Annotated in this window: 5 protein-coding genes; 3 read left to right on the top strand and 2 right to left on the bottom strand. The window is 71.8% G+C overall.

Annotation, left to right across the window (positions count from 1 at the left end; all coding sequences use genetic code 11):
* Together EYQ95_RS25340 and EYQ95_RS25335 are read right to left on the bottom strand one after the other, a co-directional pair.
* Positions 1-209, bottom strand: a 209-nt coding sequence (locus EYQ95_RS25340; RefSeq protein WP_132331852.1) for a hypothetical protein, incomplete at its 3' end; no start/stop codon positions are given.
* Complete coding sequence (locus tag EYQ95_RS25335) at positions 202-483, bottom strand: YcgL domain-containing protein (RefSeq protein WP_132331850.1); 282 nt, start codon at positions 481-483, stop codon at positions 202-204. The genes EYQ95_RS25340 and EYQ95_RS25335, both read right to left, overlap by 8 nt.
* A gap of 132 nt (positions 484-615) precedes the next feature.
* On the opposite strand from EYQ95_RS25335, the gene EYQ95_RS25330 reads away from it, so the two are divergent.
* The 3 genes from EYQ95_RS25330 (at position 616) to EYQ95_RS25320 (ending at position 7,595) form a co-directional block, all read left to right on the top strand.
* A complete protein-coding gene (locus EYQ95_RS25330) occupies positions 616-2,229 on the top strand; it encodes an FAD-dependent oxidoreductase (RefSeq protein WP_132331848.1) in 1,614 nt (537 codons plus the stop codon).
* A gap of 68 nt (positions 2,230-2,297) precedes the next feature.
* Entirely contained in the window at positions 2,298-4,676 is a 2,379-nt protein-coding gene (locus EYQ95_RS25325; protein WP_132331846.1) for a S9 family peptidase, read from the top strand.
* A 111-nt stretch (positions 4,677-4,787) separates the two neighbouring features.
* The gene (locus tag EYQ95_RS25320) at positions 4,788-7,595 is read left to right on the top strand and encodes a pitrilysin family protein (protein WP_132331844.1); all 2,808 of its coding nucleotides are present in this window, start codon (positions 4,788-4,790) and stop codon (positions 7,593-7,595) included.
* Positions 7,596-7,860: the final 265 nt, after the last annotated feature.

Genomic DNA, 7,860 nt, shown 5'->3' with positions numbered 1-7,860 from the left:
CGCAGGGCGGCGAGCATTCCGTAGGCCTCGTGGTAGTGGCCGATCTCGGCCAGCGCCTGTGCACGCAGCGCCAGCCCCACGGCCAGCAGCGGTTGCGCGAGCAACGCGGCGGCGGCGCCCCAGGGCGCCGGCAGCCAGCCGAGGATCACCAGCACCAGGCCGGCCGCGACGAGCGCGGGCGCGAGGCCGCGGGCCATGCGTTCAGGCATCGCGGCTCCGGTAGAACTCGGTGGCGTCGTAGGCGGCCGCGTCGGGCGGCGGCGGCACCTGCACGAAGAAGCCGCGCGCGCCCAGCGCCTCGCGCACCTGCTGCGCGTCCACCCGCGCCAGGCGGCGTTCGGGCGTCAGCACGACTTCGAGCACGAACTCCAGCCCGCCCAGCGCCTCGCGCACCGGCGGCGGCAGCGCGTCGAAGCCGTCGCGCGTGGCGAGGTAGACGTAGGTGTCGGCCTTTCGCAGGCTCTTGTAGACGTAGGCGTGCATGCGAGGCGCGGAGCCGGTCGGGCGAACGCACAGCATACCCGGCACGTGCACGGGCGAACGCCGCGCCCCGGTGACGGCGGTTTCACCGGCCGCGTCGGACAGTGGGGTTTTCCCGCGCAGCGGAGCCGTGCCATGAGCGAGCATCGACAGACCGGCAGCACCTCCCTCTGGTCCGCCACCGCGCTGGTCCCGCAGGCGCCGCCGCTGGATGCCCACGTACAGGCCGACGTCTGCGTGATCGGCGCCGGCATCGCCGGCCTCACCACGGCCTACGAGCTCTTGCGCGCCGGGCGCGAGGTGGTCGTGCTCGACCAGGCCGGCATCGCCGCCGGGCAGACCGCGCGCACCACCGCGCACCTGTGCGACGCGCTCGACGACCGCTTCCACGAGCTCGAGCGGCTGCACGGCGAGGACGGCGCGCGCCTGGCCGCGCGCAGCCACCGCGAGGCGATCGCGCGCATCGAGCGCATCTGCCGGGAAGAAGGCATCGACCCCGACTTCGAATACGTCGACGGCTACCTGGTGCTCGGCGAGGACGCGGAGAACCGCGAGGAGCTCGAGCAGGAATACGAGGCCGCGCGCCGCGCGGGGCTCGAGGTCGACCGGGTCGACGCGCCGCCCGGCGAATGGTCCGCCTTCGGCCGCGCGCTGCGCTTCCGCCGGCAGGCGCAGTTCCACGCCACGAAGTACATGGCCGGCCTGGCGCGCGCGGTGACGCGGCTGGGCGGGCGCATCCACGGGCAGACCCACGTGCACGACCTCGACGACGGCGACGTGGTCGAGGTCAAGACCGACCGCGGCGCGCACGTGCAGGCCCGCGCGGTGGTGGTGGCCGCCAACACGCCGTTCAACGACCGCGTGACCATGCACACCAAGCAGGGCCCCTACCGCACCTACGTGGTGGCCTTCGAGCTCGAGCGCGATGCGCTGCCGGCGATCCTGCTCTGGGACACGCAGGACCCCTACCACTACGTGCGCACCGCGCGCATCGACGGCCGCGACTGGCTGATCGTCGGCGGCGAGGACCACAAGGTCGGCCAGGAGCCGAATCCCGAGGGCGCCTGGGCGAAGCTCGAGGACTGGACGCGGCGCTGGATCCCCGCCGCGGGCGCGGTGGGCCACCGCTGGAGCGGGCAGGTCTACGAGCCCGTGGACTCGCTCGGCTACTTCGGCCACAACCCGGGCGTGCAGCGCCGCAACGTGTACATCGCCACCGGCGACTCGGGCAATGGCATCACGCACGGCACCCTGGCGGGCATCACCATCGCCGAACTGATCACCGGCCGGCCCGCGCCGTATGCCGAGCTCTACGACCCGGCGCGCCGCAACCTGCACGCCGGCGCGCTGCGCGAGTACGCGAGCGAGAACGCGAACATGGTCGCGCAGTACAAGGACCTGGTGACGCCGGGCGACGTGGCTTCGGTGGACGAGATCGCGCCGGGCGAAGGCGCGATCGTGCGCGACGGCCTGTCCCAGCGCGCGGTCTACCGCGACCACGACGGCCAGCTGCATGCGCACTCGGCGGTCTGCCCGCACCTGGGCGGCATCGTCTCGTTCAACCGTGCCGAGTGCTCGTTCGACTGCCCGGTGCACGGCTCGCGCTTCGACGCGCGCGACGGGCGCTGCCTCAACGGGCCGGCGCCCTGCGGCCTGGCCGCGGTGGACGGCGACTCGCTGGCCGCTGCGCATCCTGCCGCGCAGCGCAGCTCGACCACCGGCCGCGAGGGCCCGACCGCGCATCGGTGACCTTCGCCACAGCCGGCGCCCCGGCAGCGGCTGCTACCCTCCGCCGACTTCGTTCGACGGACCCGTCCATGCGCCGACCGCTCCTGACCGCCGCGCTGCTCGCCGGCCTCGCGCCGCTCGCCTCCGCGCAGACCCCCCGCATCACGCTCGACCAGGCCATGGCCGATCCGGACTGGATCGGCAATGCGGTCGAGCAGGCCTGGTGGTCCTGGGACGGCCGCACCGCGTACTACACGCAGAAGCGCACCGGCGCGACGATCCGCGACACCTTCCGCGTGCCGGTCGCGGGCGGCGCTGCGGCGAAGGTCGACGGCGCCGAACGCGGCGCGATCGACGGCCCGCGCGCGGTGGTCGAGCCCGGCGGTGCGCGCATGGCCTTCTCGCGCAACGGCGACATCTTCGTGCGCGACCTGCGCACCGGCGCGCTCACCCAGGTCACCCGCACGGATGCGGCCGAGACGCGCCCGCAGTGGGGCGAGGACGGCCAGCTGGTCTTCCGCGCCGGCAACGACTGGTTCGGCTGGCGCGAGGGCCGCGGCGTCTGGCAGGCCGCGGTGCTGAAGACCGAGGACGATCCGGGCAAGCCGCTCAAACCTGATGACCTGCGCGATCGCCAGCTGCGCTACATCGACACCCTGCGCACCGACCGCGAGCGCCGCGAGGCCGCGCGCGAGCAGGAGGAGGCCTGGCGGGCCGCCGATCCCACGCGCGCACCCGTGCCGGCCTACCTGGGCAAGGACGTCAACCTCGTCGACAGCGCGCTGTCCCCCGACGGCCGCTGGCTGCTGGCGGTCACCTATGCCAAGGGGGCCGACCTCGGCACGCCGGGCAAGATGCCCAAGTACGTCACCGAATCGGGCTACGAGGAGTTCGAGGAAGTGCGCACGCGCGTGGGCCGCAACGCGCCGGCGCCGCATCGCCTGTGGCTGGTCGAGACCGCGACCGGCACCGTGCGCGAGCTCAAGTTCGACCAGCTGCCCGGCATCAAGGCCGATCCGCTCGCCGATCTGCGCAAGGCCGCTGGCCAGAAGCCGCTGGAGGGCATCCGCGACGTGCGCATCGAGACCGATGGCGACGGCACCGGCCCGGCCATCCACTGGAGCAGCGACGGCCGCGATGCCGCCGTGCTGGTGCGCGCGGTCGACAACAAGGACCGCTGGATCGCCAGCGTCGACACCGCGGCCGCCAAGCTCGTGGTGCGCGACCGCCTCACCGACCCGGCCTGGATCAACTGGAACTTCAACGAGTTCGGCTGGATCCCCGCCGAGGGCCGCGACCGCCTGTGGTTCCTGTCGGAAAAGACGGGTTACTCGCACCTGTACGTGAGCGACGCGCCGGGCCAGGCCACCGCGCTCACGTCGGGCAGGTGGGAAGTCTCGTCTCCGATGCTCGCGCCGGACGGCTCGCGCTTCCTGTTCACCTGCAACCGCGCGTGGCCGGGCGACTACGAGGTCTGCGCGGTGCCTGCGCGCGGGGGCGAGGTGCGCGAGCTCACCTCGCTCGACGGCGTCGAGGACTTCGCGCTCTCGCCCGACGGCACGCAGCTGCTCGTGCGCCATTCCGACAGCTACCTGCCGCCGCAGCTCGCCGTCGTCGCATCGAACGGCGGCACCGCGCGCGACCTGACCGACACCCGCAGCGCGCAGTTCAAGGCGATCGGCTGGATCGAGCCGGAGATCGTGAAGGTGCCCAGCTCCGACGGCGCCGGCACCATCTGGGGCAAGTACTACGGCCCGAAGAACCCCGAGCCCGGGAAGAAGTACCCGATCGTGATGTTCGTGCACGGGGCCGGCTACCTGCAGAACGTGCACGACAGGTACCCCACCTACTTCCGCGAGCAGATGTTCCACAACCTGCTGGTGGACGCCGGCTACGTCGTGCTCGACCTCGACTTCCGCGCCTCCGAAGGCTACGGCCGCGACTGGCGCACGGCGATCTACCGCCGCATGGGCACGCCCGAGCTGCAGGACTACCTCGACGGCCTGGCCTGGCTCGGCCGCGAGAAGCAGGGCGACGTCTCGCGCGCCGGCATCTACGGCGGCAGCTACGGCGGCTTCATGACCTTCATGGCGCTGTTCAAGAAGCCCGGCACGTTCAAGGCCGGCGCCGCGCTGCGCCCGGTCACCGACTGGTCGCAGTACAACCACGAATACACGAGCAACATCCTCAACACGCCCGAGCTCGACCCCGAGGCCTACCAGCGCTCCTCGCCCATGGAGTTCGCGCAGAACCTGCAGGACCACCTGCTGATCGCGCACGGCATGATCGACGACAACGTCTTCTACAAGGACTCGGTGATGATGGCCCAGCGCCTCATCGAGCTGAAGAAGGACAAGTGGGAGCTCGCGAGCTATCCGATGGAGCGCCATGCCTACGCGCACCCGGAGGCCTGGTACGACCAGTACCGCCGCATCCGCGAGCTGTTCGAGGAGGCGCTGGGGCAGTAGTCACGGCCCGCAGAGGCGACGAACGCACCCACGCGCTGGCGTCGCGCGCGGCCGCACGCGACACTGACTGCACGCGCGCTACAGGCGCCGCACGACCTCACAGGACTCGACATGCCACGGACCCGCCTCTGCCTTCTCGCGCTCGCCTGCGCGATCGCCCTCAGCCCCGTCCTCGCCAGCGCACAGGTGCCCGCGGCGCCGCCCGCCGCCGTCGCATCGGCGGTTGCCCTGCCCAGCGGCGTCGCCGCCGGTCCCTGCGTCGAGGGCATCTGCGAGTACCGCCTCGCCAACGGGCTGCGCGTGCTGCTGTTCCCCGACGCAAGCAAGCCCACCGTCACGGTGAACATCACCTACGGCGTGGGCTCGGTGCACGAGAACTACGGCGAGACCGGCATGGCGCACCTGCTGGAGCACCTGCTGTTCAAGGGCACGCCGAAGCACCGGGAGATCCCCGCGGAAATGAAGAAGCGCGGCATCGGCTACAACGCCACGACCTCGCTGGATCGCACCAACTACTTCGGCTCGTTCCCGGCCAGCGACGAGACGCTGGCCTGGCTGCTCGCGCTGGAGGCCGACCGCATGGTCAATTCCTTCGTCGCGAAGAAGGACCTCGACAGCGAGATGACCGTGGTGCGCAACGAGCTCGAGGCCGGCGAGAACAACCCCGGCGGCGTGCTTAGCCAGCGCGTGCGCGCGATGGCCTACCAGTGGCACAACTACGGCAACACCACCATCGGCGCGCGCTCGGACGTGGAGAACGTGCCGATCGAGCGCCTGCAGGCCTTCTACCGGACCTGGTACCGCCCGGACAACGCGACGCTGGTGGTCGCCGGCCGCATCGATCCGGCGCGCACGCTGGCGCAGGTCGCCAAGGCCTTCGGCCCGATCCGGCGCCCCGCCACCGCGATGCCGCGCTTCTACACCATGGACGCGGCGCAGGACGGCGAGCGCGAAGTCACCGTGCGCCGCGCCGGCGACCTGCGCATCGCCATGCTCGCCTACCACCTGCCCGCCTACGCGCATCCCGACAGCGCCGCGCTCACCGTGCTGTTCAACGTGCTCGGCGACGTGCCCACCGGGCGCCTGCACAAGGCGCTGGTCGAGACCAAGCTCGCGGCCGGCATCGGCGCGGTACCCGGCCTGATGCGCGACGCCGGCCTGGCGTCGATCGTCGCCGCCTATCCGAAGGACGGGGACCCGGCAAAGGTCGAGGCCGAGCTGCTGAAGCAGATCGAGGACATCGCCGCGCGTCCGGTCAGCGCGGACGAGGTCGCGCAGGCCAGGCAACGCATCGCCAACGGCTTCGAGCTGATGATGACCGACGTCAACGCGGTGGGCATGTCGCTCACCTCCGGCGTGGCCAATGGCGACTGGCGCCTGCCCTTCCTGCAGCGCGACCGCATCGAGAAGGTCACCGCCGACGAGGTCAACCGCGTCGCACGCACCTATTTCAAGCCCAGCAACCGCACGCTCGGCCGCTTCGTGCCCACCCAGGCGCCTGACCGCGTCGAACTGCCGCCCGCACCCAGCGCCGAGAGCGTGCTCGCCGGCTACACGGGCAAGGCCGCGGTCGCAGCGGGCGAAGCCTTCGACGCCACGCCCGAGAACATCGACAAGCGCACGCAGACCTTCACCCTCGGCGACGGCCTGAAGGTGGCTCTGCTGCCCAAGGACACGCGCGGCGACACCGTGGTCGTGAGCGCGACCTTCCGTTTCGGCGCGCTCGACGAGCTCAAGGCCAGCCCCTCGCCCGCGGGCAGCGTGGCCGGCGCACTGCTTGCGCGGGGCTCGAAGACGCTCACGCGCGAGCAGGTCGCGCAGCGCTTCGAGGCCCTGCGTACCGAGTGGTCGGTGGGCGGCGGCCTGCAGTCGGCCGGCATCGGCCTGACCTCGCGCCGCGAGAACGTCGCCGATGCGCTGGCGCTGGCAGCCGACCTGTTGCGCAACCCCGCCTTCTCCGAGGCCGAGTTCGAGCAGTACCGCCTGCAGGCGATCACCGGCCTGGAAGCCGCACGCAAGGAGCCGGGCACCCTCGCCGCGCAGGCCATGGGCGAGCACTTCGACGTCTGGCCGAAGGACCACCCGCTTCGCCACCGCTCCATCGACGAGTCCATCGCCGAGCTGCGCGCGCTGAAGCTCGAGGACGTGCGCCGCTTCCACGAGCGCTTCTACGGCACCGCCGAGGGCGAAATCAGCGTGGTGGGCGATTTCGACGCCGCCGCCATGCGCGCGCAGCTGGAGGCCCTGTTCGCTGGCTGGCGCGCACCGGTGCGCTTCGCGCCGATCTCCACGAAGCATGTCGACGTCGCGCCCGAGCGCGAACGCCTCGAGGCGCCGGACAAGGCCAATGCCGTGGTGCTGGCACGCCACAACATCTCGCTCAACGACCGCGACCCCGACTATCCGGCGCTGCTGGTCGCCAATTCCATCCTCGGCGGCGGCGGCATGAAGTCGCGCCTGGGCGACCGCATCCGCCAGAAGGACGGCCTGAGCTACGGCGTGGGCAGCAGCATCGCCGCCGACGCCAGCCGCGAAGGCCGCGACGACGCCGGCTACCTCGCCGTGCAGGCCATCGCCGCGCCGCAGAACGCCGAGAAGGTGGAAGCGGCGCTGCGCGAGGAGCTTTCCCGCTTCGTGCGCGACGGCGTGACCGCCGAGGAACTGCGCGATGCGGTGTCCGGCCTGCTGACCCAGCGCCGCCAGGCGCGCGCGTCGGACGGCAACGTCGCGGGAACGCTGGCGTCGAACCTCTACTACGGCCGCAGCATGCAGTACCAGGCCGAGCTCGACGCGCGCCTGGCGGCGCTCACGGTCGACGAGGTGAACGCCGCGATCCGCCGGCACCTGGATCCGTCGAAGCTGAGCGTGTACCTGGCCGGGGATTTCGCGAAGGCAGCGCAGCCGCAAGCGGCGAAATGACGCAGGGCCAGCGCCTCGCTTCGCGAGGCGCTGCCGTTCGTAGGCGGGCAGGACCCAATGGGAGTCGCGAATACCGGCGGGGCGGCGCAGGATGCGCTCCGTCGGCACCCTAGCCATGGACGGCGAGTGTGCCAATCGCGGTGCCGCATCCGCTTGCGGGCCTTGGGCCCGGCGGGAAAGGCCTGTTCTTTGGTTCTTCGCGGATCAGCGGGGAGCGTCTGACAGGTGTCGCTACGCTTGAGGCCTGCCTTTCAGGACTCAGGTG

Source organism: Lysobacter sp. N42 (assembly GCF_004344885.1).
Note: the sequence above shows the minus strand (reverse complement) of the source record. Positions and strands in the feature narration are given on the sequence as shown.